The 15,606-nt window shown below is 58.9% G+C and carries 12 protein-coding genes and 2 pseudogenes; 11 read left to right on the forward strand and 3 right to left on the reverse strand.

What is annotated here, in order from left to right; all coding sequences use genetic code 11:
- The 6 genes and pseudogenes from NKH78_RS29165 to NKH78_RS29190 all read left to right on the forward strand — a co-directional run.
- Positions 1-246 (forward strand): hypothetical protein (locus NKH78_RS29165; protein WP_352884883.1); only part of this gene is annotated, 246 nt, incomplete at its 5' end.
- Positions 180-737: pseudogene (locus NKH78_RS29170) on the forward strand (DUF1403 family protein); the annotation flags it as partial. The gene NKH78_RS29165 and the pseudogene NKH78_RS29170, both read left to right, overlap by 67 nt.
- Before the next feature lie 5 nt (positions 738-742).
- A pseudogene (gene scpB / locus NKH78_RS29175) lies at positions 743-1,428 on the forward strand (SMC-Scp complex subunit ScpB).
- A 504-nt stretch (positions 1,429-1,932) separates the two neighbouring features.
- Positions 1,933-2,079 (forward strand): helix-turn-helix domain-containing protein, encoded by a 147-nt coding sequence (locus tag NKH78_RS29180; RefSeq protein WP_352884855.1) that lies wholly within the window; start codon positions 1,933-1,935, stop codon positions 2,077-2,079.
- Positions 2,080-3,064: 985 nt separating this feature from the next.
- Positions 3,065-4,207 (forward strand): hypothetical protein, encoded by a 1,143-nt coding sequence (locus NKH78_RS29185; protein ID WP_352884856.1) that lies wholly within the window; start codon positions 3,065-3,067, stop codon positions 4,205-4,207.
- A 78-nt stretch (positions 4,208-4,285) separates the two neighbouring features.
- Positions 4,286-4,903 (forward strand): hypothetical protein, encoded by a 618-nt coding sequence (locus NKH78_RS29190; protein ID WP_352884857.1) that lies wholly within the window; start codon positions 4,286-4,288, stop codon positions 4,901-4,903.
- 106 nt (positions 4,904-5,009) lie between these two features.
- On the opposite strand, the gene NKH78_RS29195 is transcribed toward NKH78_RS29190, so the two are convergent.
- The gene (locus NKH78_RS29195) at positions 5,010-6,308 is read right to left on the reverse strand and encodes a hypothetical protein (RefSeq protein WP_352884858.1); all 1,299 of its coding nucleotides are present in this window, start codon (positions 6,306-6,308) and stop codon (positions 5,010-5,012) included.
- Positions 6,309-6,432: 124 nt separating this feature from the next.
- Here NKH78_RS29195 and NKH78_RS29200 point away from each other — a divergent pair, with 124 nt between their 5' ends.
- The 5 genes from NKH78_RS29200 to NKH78_RS29220 are packed head-to-tail and all read left to right on the forward strand — an operon-like array spanning position 6,433 to position 11,184.
- Positions 6,433-6,729 (forward strand): hypothetical protein, encoded by a 297-nt coding sequence (locus NKH78_RS29200; RefSeq protein WP_352772514.1) that lies wholly within the window; start codon positions 6,433-6,435, stop codon positions 6,727-6,729.
- Positions 6,719-7,309, forward strand: a complete 591-nt coding sequence (locus tag NKH78_RS29205; protein WP_352884859.1) for a type II toxin-antitoxin system VapC family toxin — start codon at positions 6,719-6,721, stop codon at positions 7,307-7,309. Before NKH78_RS29200 ends, NKH78_RS29205 begins: the two co-directional genes overlap by 11 nt.
- Complete coding sequence (locus NKH78_RS29210) at positions 7,306-8,685, forward strand: hypothetical protein (protein ID WP_352508299.1); 1,380 nt, start codon at positions 7,306-7,308, stop codon at positions 8,683-8,685. Before NKH78_RS29205 ends, NKH78_RS29210 begins: the two co-directional genes overlap by 4 nt.
- The gene (locus NKH78_RS29215) at positions 8,675-10,336 is read left to right on the forward strand and encodes an AAA family ATPase (protein WP_352508300.1); all 1,662 of its coding nucleotides are present in this window, start codon (positions 8,675-8,677) and stop codon (positions 10,334-10,336) included. The genes NKH78_RS29210 and NKH78_RS29215 overlap by 11 nt, the downstream gene beginning before the upstream one ends.
- Positions 10,333-11,184 (forward strand): HNH endonuclease, encoded by an 852-nt coding sequence (locus NKH78_RS29220; RefSeq protein ID WP_352884860.1) that lies wholly within the window; start codon positions 10,333-10,335, stop codon positions 11,182-11,184. Before NKH78_RS29215 ends, NKH78_RS29220 begins: the two co-directional genes overlap by 4 nt.
- Before the next feature lie 616 nt (positions 11,185-11,800).
- Here NKH78_RS29220 and NKH78_RS29225 read toward each other — a convergent pair.
- Both NKH78_RS29225 and NKH78_RS29230 read right to left on the reverse strand, forming a co-directional pair.
- Positions 11,801-14,410: a DEAD/DEAH box helicase gene (locus NKH78_RS29225; protein WP_352884862.1), complete on the reverse strand. Its 2,610-nt coding sequence runs from the start codon at positions 14,408-14,410 to the stop codon at positions 11,801-11,803.
- Complete coding sequence (locus NKH78_RS29230; protein WP_352508304.1) at positions 14,407-15,462, reverse strand: HamA C-terminal domain-containing protein; 1,056 nt, start codon at positions 15,460-15,462, stop codon at positions 14,407-14,409. The genes NKH78_RS29225 and NKH78_RS29230 overlap by 4 nt, the downstream gene beginning before the upstream one ends.
- Positions 15,463-15,606: the final 144 nt, after the last annotated feature.

Below are 15,606 nucleotides of genomic sequence, written 5' to 3' on the forward strand. Positions count from 1 at the left end.
CGTGCCGCCGCTGGAACTGGCGGCAGGGGCGGCGCACCATGGGTCACGGTCGATACCCGCGCCATGTGGCTCGTGCTGGAAGCCCTCGGCCCAATGTCAGCTATACAGATGACGGGCACCGGAGAGCATTTGATGGGACTTATCCAAGCGTTGTGCCCGGGTGCGCGAATCGAAACCGCGCGGTCCGCGATCTGGCGGATGACCTTCGACAGCTTTCTGCCAGCATCGGAATTGTCGGCATGCTGACTGGCGCATTCATGGCCGCCAAACGACATGGCTTCGGACGCACCTTCGGATGCTGGCTCGCCGACGTCCTGCTGGCGCAGCGGTTGGGCTGGGCCCATGCGGTGCCGTTGCTGGGCGCGGAGGTGGCTTTGGGCTCAGGACCCGGCCGCTCCCGCCGCTCGACAATTGCCATTGCGGCAAGCACCGGGGATGAAGCCGATCGAGCGAAAGGACTGCTTGCCGCCCAGGCGCGCGCTGCGTTGCGCGCAATTGATCTTCACGCCGAACTCGGGCGCCGCGCGGACCGGCTGCTTGCCGTCGCCCCGAAACTCAGGGCCAAGGCGGCAGACGCCGTTGTCGGAAAGCTCCTGTCCGACGATGCGATCGTCGCGTCCGAAAAGATCGCCGGCATGAGTGATCGCGGCCTGCGCCGACTGTTCGACCGGCTGGTCGAACTCGGCGCCGTGCGTGAACTGTCCGGCCGCCCAACCTTCCGCATCTACGGACTGTGAAGACCATGGTGGAAGCGGCGCGCAGACGAGGGAAGGGCCGGTCAGATGACGGTCGATCAGGCGACCGCCTGTTTGATAAGGAACTGGATCACCTACCGCCGGAGGCGCGCTGGCGCGAATGGATGCACCGCGTCGAGGCGACCATTTTTGCGGCCAGCGAGCCGGTCAACCACGAAACGCTCGCCCGCATCGTCGGCAAAAGCTGCAGCATTGATCTCCTCATCGGCGACATCCGCGAAGAACTGCGCGGTCGGCCCTATGACCTCGTCGCCGTCGCCGGCGGCTGGAAGCATCTGACGCGGCCGGCCTATGCCGATGCCATCGCGCGGCAGACCTCACGCAGTCAGAGGTGCTCGTGCTGATGTGCATCGGCTACTTCCAGCCGATCACCCGCGCCGAGTTGTCTTCGTTCTTCGGCAAGGAGATCAGCCGCGATCTCATCGGTCATCTGCGCGGCGCGAAGCTGATTGCGTCCGGTCCGCGCAGCCCAACGCCCGGCGCGCCTTACACCTATGTCACGACCAAACAATTCCTACTGGAGTTCGGGCTCGACACACTGCGCGACCTGCCGGATTTCGAGGCGCTTGAGGGTGCAGGACTGCTAAGCAAGGAAAAGCTGCTGGCTGGCGATATCATGCCAGGGTTTGCCGATGACCGCGATCCTGGCGCTAGCGCCGTAGGGGACAAATAGTCCCCGCGCCAAGACAGGAGGGGCCGCCGTCAATCCGTCAGGCTTGTGCAACTCCAACGTTGTGGTGTGGCTTTGACGTGGTTCGATCGGCGACCACGCGCAGATAGGCCGTCAGCACGTCGGCGGGAGTCGGCGAAGCGAGCAATTAATTCATCATGGCCGCTCGCTGCCAGGATCACTCGGCGCCGTTGCGAGTGTGGGTGCCGTCGGTCCCTGTGGACCTGCGATGCGATACTTCCCAAAAGGGCGTGGGCTAGACCTGTTCGGTCGTGAGTATCCACCAAGACCACATCGATGCGTTTTGTTCATCGACCACGATGCGAACCAGGTCTCCTGCGTCGCCACAGCGGGATCGGTCGATCCGGCTCGTCGATTTTTCCTCGATGCCATATCCGCGACAGCAGATAGCGGCTTGCGGAAGCTTGTCCGGCTTCAGCAAGCGCGTCTACAGATGGAACGAGAGCGTTGTCGCGGCGAGTCGTATCCGCGACTATGGTGTCGACGATGGCGAAGGTGACCCAACGTGGCGCGCTCAATCTTATTGCCGATTTGGGGGTGCGGGAGATGACCGGGAGAGGGCGGTATCGAGCATGGGCAATTATCTGGACTCTCCCTCGTTTGACGATAGACCGAGAAATACTCGCCGCGTAAAGTTGCATTCAGTGGGGGATAATAAATGCCATCGTTGAAGACAAATCTCGTCAAAAGAATTGATCGGCTTCCCAAGCCGACCAACGCTGCAGACGCCATGCAACCACTTTCGAAGCGGTCAGTAATTCGATTCACAGCACACAGGACCGGTTCAAGGAAAACGTCGCAACCAAAGGGAAAATCATTGTCACCCTCACCATGGCGCGCCGACAGGCGCCCGCAAAGATTGTGGTCGAAGACAATGGCATGGGGCTCGACGGCAGAAACTATGACGCTTTCACCACTACCGATACGGACAATAAGATTGCGCGCGGAGGCAAGGGCGTAGGGCGTCTATTGTGGCTGGATTGCTTTGACGCGATCAGCGTGTCCAGCACTTCGGTAGAAGATGGCGACCCGAAGCGCCGGAAGTTTCGCTTTGTCCTATCGCAATCCGACCAGATTCAAGACTACGAAGAGAGCAAACTCGACGCCACGGCACCGGACACCGGGGTAATGGTCGAGTTTGATGGGCTCCGTGACAATGGCTATCGTGCCAAATTCCCGGGTCGCCCAGCGTACGTCTTTCAGCATTTCACGTCGCATTTCTTGCCGACCTTCATCGGGTCGCGCTCGCCTCGCATCACGGTGCACTGCGGTGACGAAACCCGCCACTATCCGGATGAGATCAATTCGATCATCTATCGTCGGGAGACCATCGAGGACATTCCAACCGCTGACTATGGGCCGCTCACACTCACGTTGATGGAGTGCGATAAGGTTGCGAGCGCGGATCTGCAGAGGTCGCACTTCGTCCATTTCATAGCGCACGACCGAACGGTTCATTCCCAAAAGATCGACGGCAAGCTCGGCCTAAAGTACTTTGGGGTAAACGAGGACCGGGTCTTTCACGCTGTGCTCACCGGCAAATTCCTGGACGACAACGTCAATCAGGATCGCACGAAGTTCCAGTTCGAGGACGCGATCCTCGATCGCATCATGAGCGATGTCTGCACACCACACATCGAGAAGGTCCTGGCAGAACCGCTGCAAGCACTGCGCCAGGATCAGCGAACCAGGGTCAAGGCAATTACCGAATCCCTACCCATCTGTTGCATTCGGCGACGTCGATGAACTGCAAGAAAAGCTCCCTTCGGGGGAGCTAAACGATGATGCGATCTTCGGACATCTGTCGCGTGAGCGCTATCGCCGGGATCAGCGCCAAGCGGAGAAAATTCGCGCGGTGCTGGAGCGATTGAAGGAGCCGTCCGTCGATGTCAATTCGTTTGCGAGCGCAATCGAGGCCGCCGGCAAGGCAATCGAAGAGGCGGAGCAGAAGAGTCTCACCGAGTACATCGTTCGCCGAAAGGTCGTGCTCGATTTCATCGAGATCCTGCTGGAGAAGGTCCGCGACGATACGCGTGACAGCAGCTATCAGCGCGAAGACATTTTGCACTCGTTCATCTGTCCTCTGCGGGTCAACACCCTAGCCGATGGCGCCAGAAAGGTAGTGCCGGCGGCGTCGCACGACCTCTGGATCATCGATGAGCGATTGACCTTCGCCCAGTATTTCAGCTCGGATGAGGAATTCCAGAATCTCTCTGATGCAGTCGCCAGCGACGAGCGGCCGGATGTTCTGATTTTCGATCACGTACACGGCCTGCGCCAGACCGAGGATCCCTCGCGCGTGCTGCTCGTTGAGTTCAAGCGCCCGGGACGAACCAGCTATGCCGCGGACGAGAACCCCCAGCATCAGGTCGAGCGCTATGTGCGCCGGCTGCTTGAAGGGGGGAAGCTTGACGTCAAGGGGCGCCCCATAAAGCTGAAGGAGGACACGGTTTTCTATTGCTTCATAGTTGCCGACATCGTGGGCAAAATGGACGACTGGACCTATTCGTGGGACCGCACTGCCGACGGGAGAGGGCGCTACTACCAGCCCCGTTCGGGTTTTAAAGGGTCGATCGAGCTCATCGGGTGGGACACACTCCTCAGTGACGCCAGAGAGCGGAATCAGGCATTCTTCGATCGCGCCGGCATTTCTGGAAAGAGCTTCTTTGTGGAAACGCAGGAAACATCCCATCAGCGTCTTCGGGCCGAGGACGAACACGCTGCAAACGCGATCTCACTAGCTGACGCGGCAACGGTTTGATCGTCGTCTCTCCACCGTGCTGCCAGATAGCTCGAGTCCGATGAACGCTGCGGGATTTTGTGTTTGAGGGAAGACAAGATGGGCTTGATGAATCTCAGTGACCGCGAGAAACAGGCTATTGGAGCCATCGACAGCGGGGCGCTTCACGACCTGGTTGACCAGGCCATCAGGTCAGAGCAACTCGGAAAACTCAGCAATCTACCGCTCTACAACTGCGGAGAATACGTGGCCACCAAGCTCCGATACTTCGATCAAGCGCTTGCGGCATACAGGATCGCGAAATCTGCGAAGAAGCGGGAAGGAATTCTACATTCTATTCGTAAAGCCGGCAGTGATCTGACTTTTGCATTCGGTCAGATGAAGCAGCGCTTGGAGGTCGAGGAACGCGAAAGCCAGTTGTTCTTCATCTACGATCCGACGATTGCTCCGTTTCGTCTGACCCAGGACATGCAGGTTCGTGTCAGCTACAAGTGGCGCCGAACGATCGAGGATGAGTGGACTTCCGGTTCCATCATCTTCAAACACAAGGTCCAGCCCCGTTTCGACTATCATACGATCGCTCAGCCCAAGTCTAAGCGCAAGCCGAGCGCCAGGGAAGCTTGCGGAGGACCGCGAGACCGACCTGCTACGCGAATGGGAGCACCTCGAGCAGCTGGCTCATTGGTCAGTGCGCGACTATTTTCGGGCGGGTCATGACAGGGGGGGTATCCCCGGTGAGTTTGAGGTCAGGCTCGGTGACGGTGACCACCTGAACAATTTCAGCGCTGATTTCTGGGGCGCAAAGCCAACACTTGAAGCTTAGTCAGCTCTCCATGGCCTTTTCTGCCGCAAATTTGCCAGCTCTCCACGTGTTGTGGACGAGCCAGTCTTCGGCAAGAAAGAACTCTCCACCCAGCACCTCAGCCCCCTCGGTCACGAGGCGCCGCTTCATTGCATCCTCGCCTACGATCGCCGTCTTGGCGTTAGAATACGGTGCGGCATCTGGGACGGGATGAGGGTACTTTATCACCCACTTGAATTGCCCCTGTGGGTATGCACTTTGGATCTGGTCGCGACGGGCCGCGGGGCTGCGGGAGAAACCGACCTTAATGATGGCGCGGCCATCAACGTCGGCGGGTGAACGCCCGAGATAGGCCGATGTATCGCCGCTGAGCTCCAATATGTAGAGATGCTTGGGGCCATCGGTTTCGCCAACCCAGTACGGTTCGGTCGCGGGTGGGATCGCGCGACTTGGCGACAAAGCGGACTCGAGCGTCTGGATTGTGCCGTTGACGCGGCTCCCTTGGCCATAGACGGGCACCTCATAGACATCGAGTTGCATGAGATGCTCGGCTTCAACTGCGTCAACCTGGACACCACTAGATCCGATGTATTCGGCGTGCGCGCTCGCATACGCGGCTGGAAACAACTGCTCGACAGGTTTCCAATCCTCCTGGACGATCCGCCATGCGCGGGTTGCCTGCACGGCGAACAGCCATTTGCCTCTCGAGGCAGGGTCCATTTCCTTCTCGGCCCAGCGGTCGCCGGCGATGAACTGACTGGCATGGCCGGCGTTGTGGGAAACCTCGAGGAGGCCCACGACCTTGCCCCGCATCTCCTCGGGCCCCTTGCCCTTGGTGACGTAGATCGCCACCAATGCATTGGGAGTGGATAATCTCAGATAGCGGTTGCGCTTGGCCTCGTCGGCAAAGCCGATGCAGCCCCAACTCGCGGGGTCAAACCCCCAAAAAGAGGTCAGCCAAATATCACGGCCGCTCGGAAGTCTGTCGACGTCAGGAGCCAGGTCTGGAATCGATCGCCAGTCGAAGGCGAAGACCTCACGTTGTGCGGCATCGATGTCGATATCGCCCAAGGCTCCGCGGATATACGCCATGGCGTCAGGCTCCGGATGCCTCTCGCCGCGCTTGACTAGAATCGTCGTGAGCGGCGGCAGTCCGCGATCATGCAAAGCGTGCAGGACGACCTCCAGATTCTTGCCCAGACCGCGACCTGTCGGATGGTTCCAACCGACGGCGTCCCCCACCTGCTGATATGTCGCACGCGTTTGCCGCACCGCTTTTTCCGCAAGGAAGCGTGCAATTTCGGCTTGCATAGAATCCATCGATCCCCCAATCGATCACTATGGTAAGTGTGCTTCAGGTGCCTACGTCCCGACGGCCAGCGGCTACTAAGCCTTGCCTATGCGTTCAACGCAATCTATATTCTGTTCAACACAGGAGGTTCTCATGGCTGCGCAGACACGGACGGCTGCAGAAAGCGAAGCAACGGTCGCATCGACCCGCAATAAGCTTGTACTCGAGCAAGCGAAAGCCGCCGGACTGCTCGGCGCGGCGAAGAATACCCGTCTTTCGGGGCGAGTGCCTTCGGAGTTGATCGAGGCGGCCAAGAAGCGCGCTCATGTCACCTCGGACACGGAGCTGTTGGAACTGGCGCTGTCGCGCCTGGCCCTCGAAGATGACTTTGGCGCCCGCCTGGTCGGACGTAAGGGCAGCATCCCGGCGGACATAGATCTTGGGGTTTGATCTTTCCGAAACCCTCCGATCGCTAAAGCCCCAAAAGCACAACGGAACGCTGAAGCGCAGGGCCGACGACGATCTCCCATGGGTTGCTGACGAACCTGCGATCGGGGGACCGCTGTTTCTGGATACGAGCGTCTATCTGGATGTCCTGCAGGGACGAGCACCGGTTGAAGTCGATACGCTGCTTACCTATCGCCGATGCCACCATTCCGCGGTCTGCCTTTCTGAGCTGACCCACGCCTTTGGCCGGCTCGACCCAAAGCATGCCTCCACAAAAGCTGTCCTCGAGACAATCAAAGCCACGGTGGAGGACATTCCGGACCACCGTCTTCATGACCCGGATGCAGCGATGTGGGGACAGGCCGGTGTGTTGGCTGGCTTGCTCTGCCGGCTGAGCAATCTGCCCAAGGGGGAGGGGCACGAGCGCCGCTTCGTAAATGACGCCCTCGTATTCCTGCAGGCGCGTCAGTTGGGGGCGGGCGTGCTGACCGGCAACGTCCGCGATTTTGATTTCCTTACCCAGATTCTGCCGACCGGACGGATCATTCTCTATCGAGCTCCGCCGGGACCGCAGACATCATGAACGTCACGGTCGGCCCTCCTGTCGATATTCTCCACGAACTGGAACAGCTGGGTCGGGCGCCGGCGACTGACGTTAATCACCTGCAGAACACTCCGGCGTTTCTGCGTTTTGCGGAGTTATGTCAAACTCGATACCCCCAGATTAGATCTGGCTCCATGCTGCGACTTTCGCTTGCCTCAGCATTGCGGCAGCTCGGCTTGGCCTGTCTCGTCGGTGGCCAGGGTTCTGGGTTGGCAGCGAGTGCGGCCGAAATATCGGATGGCCTCGACAAAGCCATCCGGAGCACGGCATCGAGGCGACTGCACCTGTGCCCGCTCGATCTGGCATCGCGCCTTCCGACGATCTCCTTCGGTCCAAATCAGGTGCGGTGCTTTTCGGCGACGGAGCTTGAGGAGCTTTTCGACGTTTTGCGTCTTCATCGGGCGAACCAGAACTGGTCGTTCGATAGCAAACGCTTCTCCGAGTTCAATTGGCTCGTCGTCGACGAGAAGGTTTCCCACGACGACATGGGTCCCGACGGGAGAACACTGCCCGGCCTGTTCGTGAATCTTAGCCAGGATTTTGGACGAATCGAACCGCACAAAACTAGCCTCCCTTCATCTGTCGAAGCTGCGCTTTTTGGACTCCTCACAATCCCCTGGGAGCAGATCGCTGAATACAAGGACATGGAATGGCGTGGTTTTAGAGTTCCTTGGGTCTACACCGTCGACTCTGACGTGTTTGCTCGTCGGGTTCCGCCACCTTCTCCAGACAGCCTGAGCTGGGAGCCTGCATGGCAGTTCGATGTCAATGGCGACGAGCATGAATATGAAGCGCCGGTCGCCTATCCGCTAAATGATGACAGCGACAGCGCAATTACCTGGCTGACCGACGACGCGTGGAGTGACATTGTAGCGGCGCGCCGGACGACGTTGTTCGACCGTCCTGTTGCGCACTTCTTTGTCCGTGGATTTCAATCAGAAGCCATCGACGAGTTTCTTGCCCATATTTCAACGATCGAGGCGGCGCTCGGCTTGCCTTTGGACCATGACCCACGCGCCCGAAAAAAGATCGAAGGAAAGAATCCCGGCGCGACGCGCCGGGCCACGCTTCGCATTTCCGGACTGCTCAACGATGGTTCGTTTGGGAACGCCTATTCCAAGCTTTTCGGGCTTAGGAGCGATTTCCTACACGGGAGGCCGATGGCGGACATATCCGGGAACGATAGACGAAGTGCCAGAGAACTCGCTCGCAAGGTGGTGTGCGGGCTTATTGGCGCCGTATCGTCGGATCCGATGGTGAACCGCGAACAACTCCTTGATGGCTTCCTGGATAGGGGGAGCCAGCTAAGCCAGCACGGCGGACCGCCCGCAAGTGAGGCTGCCCATGGCCATTAGCGTCTTGCCCCCGAGCCGCCAGGGCGTGCAGAGTTTTGCAACAAAGTTCGCGCTGCAGCAGGACAGATGGAACGATTTTTCCTTCATGACGCTGTATCACCTCTACTATCAGGTCGAGGGAAGCCCTCCTACTTTGATCGGGCCGGTCAAGATTCTACGGCGAGGCCAAACCACGCAAGACGGCATCCTGATCACCGAACCATTCGACCGGCTTCCGCCTGACTTCGGCTCTGTTGGCAGCTCACTCGACTATTACCAGCGGCTCAATGAGATTGCTGGGGAGGACCGAGATGAGATTCTGGGCTCGTTGAACGACGTCGTTGCCAACTCGCAACTAGAGCCGCTATTCAGCCAGGAGGAAGGCTGGCGAATATCTCTGTTCCGCGACAATCCGGAACCCGAGGGCTTCCTTTCCGATGCTAGACAGATTCACTCTCGCAATGCCAGCGAGGTTCCAGACCTCCATCTGTCGTTCACATTCCATCCGGCCGGATGGGCGGCGCCGATCCAGCTCTATTTCGATGCGCCGAGCCCACTGTTTTATTTCGGCCCGACACGCGAACTTGGCCCCAGCAAGCGCAAGGTCTTGCTCCCACGGCGAGTGATGGTGCTGATTGGACGCAACGGATCGGGCAAGAGCACCTTCCTATCGCGCATCGCACGGGTCGCGTTTGCGTCGCCATCGGACAGAACGTGGCCTCAGTTGACCGCCGTCGGCGTGTTCGATCCACCGTCAATTGGCTTCATGCGCATTATCGCGGTTTCGTACAGCGCGTTCGAGAACTTCTCCGTGCCCGGGTTGTATGAGACTGAGCTCGAGCAGATCGCATCGGACATGGAGAGGGGAGGCGGTCGCTACGTCTACGCCGGCCTTCGCGACGTCGTTGCCGAAGTGCGAGAGCAATTGTCATCCGCACGGGCCAAGCCGACGGACGTGGATGAAAGAACTGTCCTGGACATCGAGGATCGACGATCGAGTACGAAACTGAAGTCGCTCGAGCAGCTCGCTGACGAGTTTGTTCGCCTAATCGGGCAGATCGCGGAGCATGGAGATGATGCGCTGTTCGATGCTGCTCTTGCGCTGGTGCTCGCCGACGCCTCGTTTGCCGATGTTGCCGGGACGGATCGACAGGCTCTGCTTGGTGCCAATCCCCGTTCAAGCTTTCTCGGATGGAGCACAGGCCACAAAATCACGATGCATGCGATCGCCTCGCTGGTGGCACATACGACGAGAAAATCCCTCGTGCTCTTCGACGAGCCTGAGACACACCTTCATCCCCCGCTCATTGCAGCGGTCATGCACGCCTTGAGATTGGTACTGGAAGAAAAGAACGCGTTCGCAATCGTGGCAACGCATTCACCGGTGATCCTCCAGGAGACGTTGGCACTGCACGTGAGGGTCATAAGGCGGATCGGATCGGAATTTGAGGTCTTTATCCCGCCACGAGAGACATTCGGCGAGAACGTGGGAACCTTAACCCACGATACCTTCGGTCTGACTTCTGCCGCGACAGACTTTCATGGGATTCTTGATCTACTCATTCAGGCACACAATACAATCGAGGACGTGAACCAGCATTTTCGGCCGGGCCTTAGCGGGCAGGCGCTCGCATACGTGCTTGCGGGCCTCGCCCGGAAGGCTCGCCAGTGAGAACCCTGCCATGTCCTTCTCGCGAGGAGGCGCAAGCCTACCTCGTGCGCGCTATCGAGACCTACGTTCACGCCGGTATTGCGAAAGGCTATGCTGCGACCCAAGCTGAGATCGACAGCGTGATTGCCATCTACGACGCTTATGACGCGGGTTTGGGGGGCCCCGCGGAAATCCTAAAGGGCGGCGCGCTTCTTCAGCAGTTTCGCGACGCGATCTATAGCGGGTATGACTTCACCCAAGCGGGTGGCAAGTTAGCGTCGGTTCGAGCGTCGCTAATGGCAGGAATTGAGCTGTGCCCGATATGTGGAATTGCACCGCCGCGCCAACTGGATCACCATCTTCCGCGGTCAGATTACCGTCCGTTGGCTGTTTATCCTCGCAATTTGGTGCCCCTTTGCCAAGAGTGTAATCAGTCGAAGAGCAAATCGGCTGCCCTAGAGCCTGCCCAGCAGTTCTTTCACCCCTATTTCGAAGCGGTTCCGGATACGTCATTCTTGCGAGCCGGCGTCACAATTGAAGGGGGCGGCCTGGTTGCTACGTTTGACATTGATCCAGCCGCTCCAATCGAAGCGCTAGTTAGCTCGCGCCTCTCATTTGTCTTGCAGCGCCTGAAACTCAACGAACGCTATGCGCGGGAGATCAATATCTATCTGACCAGTCAGGCGACCGCAGTTAGAATCCTGTTTGATAGTGCTGGCGCTGAGGGTGTCCGCAGCTATCTTCTTGCACAGGCAGATGTGGAGAGCCGAGAGTTTCACCTCAATCACTGGCGGCCCGTTCTGCTCCGAGCACTTGCAGCCCATGTCGGGTTCTGCGGTGGGGAATTTGCAGAGGTATTGCCAGCTTGATCCAAACAGTTCCCTTTTCGATCATGTCCGGCTTCCCGCGACGGCTGACCAGATCAGTTAGCTCACGTGCCACCCGGCGATCGGAGATCGAGCGAACACTTCGGCTTCTGACGGCCGCAACGGCGAGGTCGGAGCGTGGCGCTTCTCTACCGTCCGACGACTTGGTGGTGTAAGATCAACGGGCGCAGTTCACCTCTCCTGTGATAGGTCTCTCGGCAATTGCTGTCATACGGCCGATTGGAAGATTGCTTCATCTCGCCCGGCGCATCCATGTCTAGGTCCGCGAGACGCGTTCCGATTGCAGCCGTGATCGCAGCGAATGCCGAAGCGAAGTTGCCATCAAATACGTATCCGAGCATACCGCCATGCTTGACGCGCTTGCCATACTGGCCCGTATGAATCGCATCATTCCCCGGGTGACTGCCAACCTTAAGCCTTAAGCCACACCTTCCCTCATAGGCACAGGAGCCGCCCCGGCACTTCTTGACGGGTGGCCCAGACAGGCCCCGGTGGCGGTAAGCGTCGAATTCCGATACGCCCGTTTCTGGCCTCTGCAATGAGACCGCCAGGCAAGTTGGATGAGGGGCTGACAAGGCCTTTGGCCAAATAAGGCTGCCTAAGCGAAATTCTCCAATTCTATCAGCCCCAAGCTGAGCATCTCGTCGACGATCACCGAACTGATTTGGAGTTGAGTCACGTCTAGTTTGCGCAACCAGTCCCGCGCGTGCTGGACGCTCAAATCGGAGTTTGGGAAATGAGGCTCAAGCGCAGCGGCAGCGATCCGCGAAAGTCCAAGTTCCATGAAAGACCAACCAGACCTCGTACATACACCGAGCTCAAGCGCCAGTGAGAAGTCAAAGATTTCTCTGATCCGCGCTTCGAATCCGCAGTGCCGCAATGCCAAGGCCAGGACATCAATGTAGGCTTTTCCGAGTTGCACATACCGGAAGCGGATGACGTCCTCAATGAGGTCGAACTCCTTACGGATCACATCATTGATGTCGATCGGTTTCGGCCGACGTTTGCGTGACTTCGCATTCGATGCAATTTCATCCTCATAGGCCTTGATCTTTTTCGCAAGGGTTCGCTCTTCGCGCCGGATAGCGTCGGCAAGAAGAACGGGGTAGGGCGTGCCCTGCATCCATTTGACCGCGACGCCGGCGACCAATGCGGGGAACCTGCTGGCGGACAGATTCACCAGCCTCTGTGCACGCATGAAAATCGACTCATACGCTTTACGCGCCGGTAGATAGTCGTGCGGGTTGACTGGGATCAATCCGTCGATTTCGCCGGCTACGATCTTGCTGACCAATTCATTGAACAGGCGTTTCAACCCGAAAGGATCTACGGTCCAGTTTGTGGACAGCAGCGTCGCGGGCAGGCCGATCCCATCGCTCGCAGCTTGGGCCGCGACGACTAGGGCGTCGCGATCTTTTGCCGCGAACGAGGACAGGGATCGTGACGCAAAAAGAGCCACGTCGCCTCTGGCGGCTCTTGCTATGAGCAGGCCCGCAGCGGCGCGAACCTTCCCCGCCACCTCATCGCCAGGTACCATCCTTGGCAGTTCGCCGGCCAGAGCTTGTAGTATGGCGGATCCATGGTCGGCGGCGGCCTTTCCGAATGCAGGTTCGATCCGGTAGCCGACGAAGCTGTTCATCGGCTTATCCGGCCACTCGTCGTAGTCAACGAGAAAAACATTTCCAACGATGTCGGCCTTCATCCGACCTGCGCGTCCCGCAAAATTCCATAGAGCTGCCGGATCCAGCCGCGAGTTAGTCCCCCGCGTAGGCGTGTCGATGAAAACGTTGCGGGCGGGAAGGTTTACGCCTTGAAAAAGGGTCGTGGTACAAGCAAGGAATTTCAGCGCGCCGGACTTGAAGGCACTCTCAATAGACTCCCGCAGCAGCGTGGGCATCTTACCGTAGTGAAAGGCTACGCCACGCCGGACCAAGGCGGCGAGAGCATATCGGGGATGGATGTGCTTTTCAATGAACTGCGCCAAATCTTCGAGCACCTTATCGCCGCTATCTCGGCAATCTTGGTGTAGCTGTAGTGCGACTGTTTCGGCGTCCTTGGGTCCCGTCGCATACACCAGAGAACCGCCTGTGCGTCCGAGCTCCAGCGCGACCGCTGCGAGACGGCTGGCGGGGTGGTCAAACCCTCGATGGCTCTGAACCACGCCTAACGATGTCGAGCCAAGAGCGGTTAGGAGTCGCAGACTGAGGGTCCTCGGCTCGGCCGCCCGGCTCACGAGGATGCGGTTCTGTATGACGGACGGCAGAAGCGAAACAGATGCTTTCAGTCCCTTCAGGCCGATGGAATCGGCGACGGTTTCGAAACCTTCCGCACCCGGCGCCAACAGGACCAGACGAGTGTCAGCCCGTCGGGCAATTGCCTGTTCGAGGCATTCCTGCAGGATCATTCCCCGGGCGCCGTCCGAAAAATTCTGCGCCTCATCGACGATCACCAAGTCGAAATCTATAGTTGAGACCGCCAGCAGAACTTGCAATCTTTCCTGGGTCAGAACGAATATTTGACGCTCGGGGGCCGCAGGGTCGATCGTTGGCACCGTCGAAACGCGAATGCCGACTTCATCGTTTAGCCGGCGCTGGATCGAGGCATAGACTTCCGAGAGAAGCGCACGTGTGGGCGCGACATAGACCGCCCGGAAGATGGCGGACCGTTCTGCGGTCCTGCAAAGGTGCTCGATGACTAGAAAGGACTTACCGGCCGATGTCGGCGCGGAAATAGCCAGCGCCGTATCCTGGCCAAGCCGATCCCAAGCACGTTTCTGGAAATCGGTAAGGGCAATTCGCTCGCTGCCGACGTCGATGCCATTTACCTCGCGTGAGATCGCCGCCCGTAGGGCCTGCCGAATTGTGGCGACTGGCTCATGCCGGGCTTCCGCGTACGTTAGGGCGGGGAAATTGCCTAGATCGGTCAAAAGGCGAAGGCTGGCGTCCACTGGAATGTCGTCGCGACCGATAAGAAGGGCGCCCAACGAGATCGCCTGGGCAAGCGCCCGCAGGGTCTCGTCGTCGGTCTGGGCGAACACCCCGGCGCAGTACATCAGGCGTAGTACATCCTGCCGATCCATCCCGCCACGGCGCGACTCTATCGTGTGGGGAAGTGTGGCAAAGGCGGCTTCCGCCTGAAGACGGTCGAAGTCGGATCGGAAGGCCTGGTGGGTCTCAAGCCGACGGGAAAGGTCCAGGGCGAAGGTCATGCGTCGGTGCTCTCGACCGGCGCGACGACGTCGAGATCCTCCGCCGACCCGGGTGCGTTCTCCTCCTCATCTTCAGACGCGGCTGGAATATCTTCGTGAGGAGGCTCCACTCCCATCGCCCGGTAAAAGGCTTTGCGAAGCACATTGACGTCCGGAACCGCCACAAGGAACAAAAGGGTCTTCGCGGTGTCAGCTCCTGACGCCTTGATATGCTTATTCGCCGCGCTGCGATGCCGTTTGTGATCTGTTCGGTAGAGGCCCGCGAAATGCTCCTCGTGCGCGTCCACGGGACCATCGGAGACGGGCAATTTGGCATTGAACCGGCGTTCGGAATAGCAGATCACTCCGACAGAACGTTCGCGTCTCGGTAGATCGGGTTTGCCGACGATGTCGAAGAAATCGAGCGCCGCTTCTCGGGCCGCGCCCTCCAGAGAGTCCAAATGCCCAAGGTCCGATACTAATTCATATTCGCGAAGGTACTGTTTCCGGTTGGCGAGAAATCCCGCGGCGGATTTGGCATAGTCCTTAAGGCCGGCGTTGGCGCTCCCGGCGAGCTTCGATTCCAGGAAAAAGATTGTCAGGGCGTCGCCTTCAAAAGTTGCGTGGATCCCGTCTAGGCCGTGGACCGGCATATTAGCGGAGGTTTTGAGCGCCATCTTTGCCGCGACCTGTGCCGCTGAAAGATGATGCTGAACGACGCAATAGGCGAGCACCTCGCCCAGTTCGCTAGCGCGCGACGGGCTGGTGGCGTTGAAGGTGATGAAGACGTCCCGCACGGCCTGATGCACCCGGGCGATCAATGTGAAATCCTTCTCGATCGCCGCCGTGTACTCGAGCCGCCGCTTTCGCGGCAGGGCATAGTACATGCACTGGCCCCACAGAAACTCCGCAAGGGCATCGATCTGCGGTTCGTCTTCGTTGAAACGCACATGAAGTAGTGCAGTCCGTGGCCCGTCGCCCTCGCATGGCGCGTCGTGCGCGACGGCGCAGGCGACATGCGCGCCTAACTTCGATGGATTGAGGAGGCTAGAGATCGCCTTTTGGATGTTCATGCCGGTGTTGCTGTCCAGGAAATAACTTGCACGCAGTGATTCGGATTACAGAATTCTAAAGGAGCGCAACAATTATCGCACTTCTATTCGCGATATGCTTCCGACCTGAGGCCTGTATTCGCAGGAAATGCGAGCCCCAAACGG

Source organism: Mesorhizobium sp. M0910 (assembly GCF_040319465.1).
Lineage (GTDB): Bacteria > Pseudomonadota > Alphaproteobacteria > Rhizobiales > Rhizobiaceae > Mesorhizobium.